General features: G+C 47.2%; 2 tRNA genes. Both read right to left on the bottom strand.

What is annotated here, in order from left to right:
- Positions 1 to 86 precede the first annotated feature (86 nt).
- Positions 87 to 162, bottom strand: a tRNA-Ala gene (locus J3L11_RS18965).
- Between the two features lie 217 nt (positions 163 to 379).
- Positions 380 to 456 (bottom strand) — tRNA-Ile (locus J3L11_RS18960).
- Positions 457 to 517 lie beyond the last annotated feature (61 nt).

Raw genomic sequence — 517 nt, 5'->3', positions numbered from 1 at the left:
CGGGCTTAAAAAAGCCAAAGATAAATTGTTCACTTATCTTTGGCATTTCCATGACCATTAAACGAAAACAGTGACCACCAGAATAATGGTGGAGCTATGCGGGATCGAACCGCAGACCTCCTGCGTGCAAAGCAGGCGCTCTCCCAGCTGAGCTATAGCCCCATTTCTTTTTGGTTATTTTGCTGCATTTCTTTGTTGTGCTGCGTCTCTTCGCTCAGTTACATACTCATGTATGCGCCTTCGCTCATCACTTGCACGCCGCGAACTGCACCAAAATCCCTCAAAAACACTTGTAAGGTTAATCTCGTTCAGGCAAGGCGTATTGGGAGGACGTTTACATCAGTAAACGACGACCGATACCACGCAGCATCAACAAGATTGGTGGGTCTGAGTGGACTCGAACCACCGACCTTACGCTTATCAGGCGTACGCTCTAACCACCTGAGCTACAGACCCACAACTTACTGTTTTCGCTCTTCGTCTATCAAGCAATCTGTGTGAACACTCACAACAAATT

It is taken from the genome of Shewanella sp. 4t3-1-2LB (assembly GCF_017368415.1).
Classification (GTDB): Bacteria; Pseudomonadota; Gammaproteobacteria; order Enterobacterales; family Shewanellaceae; genus Shewanella; species Shewanella fodinae.
The sequence above is the reverse complement of the archived record's forward strand: the minus strand, read 5'-3'. Positions and strand labels throughout refer to the sequence as shown.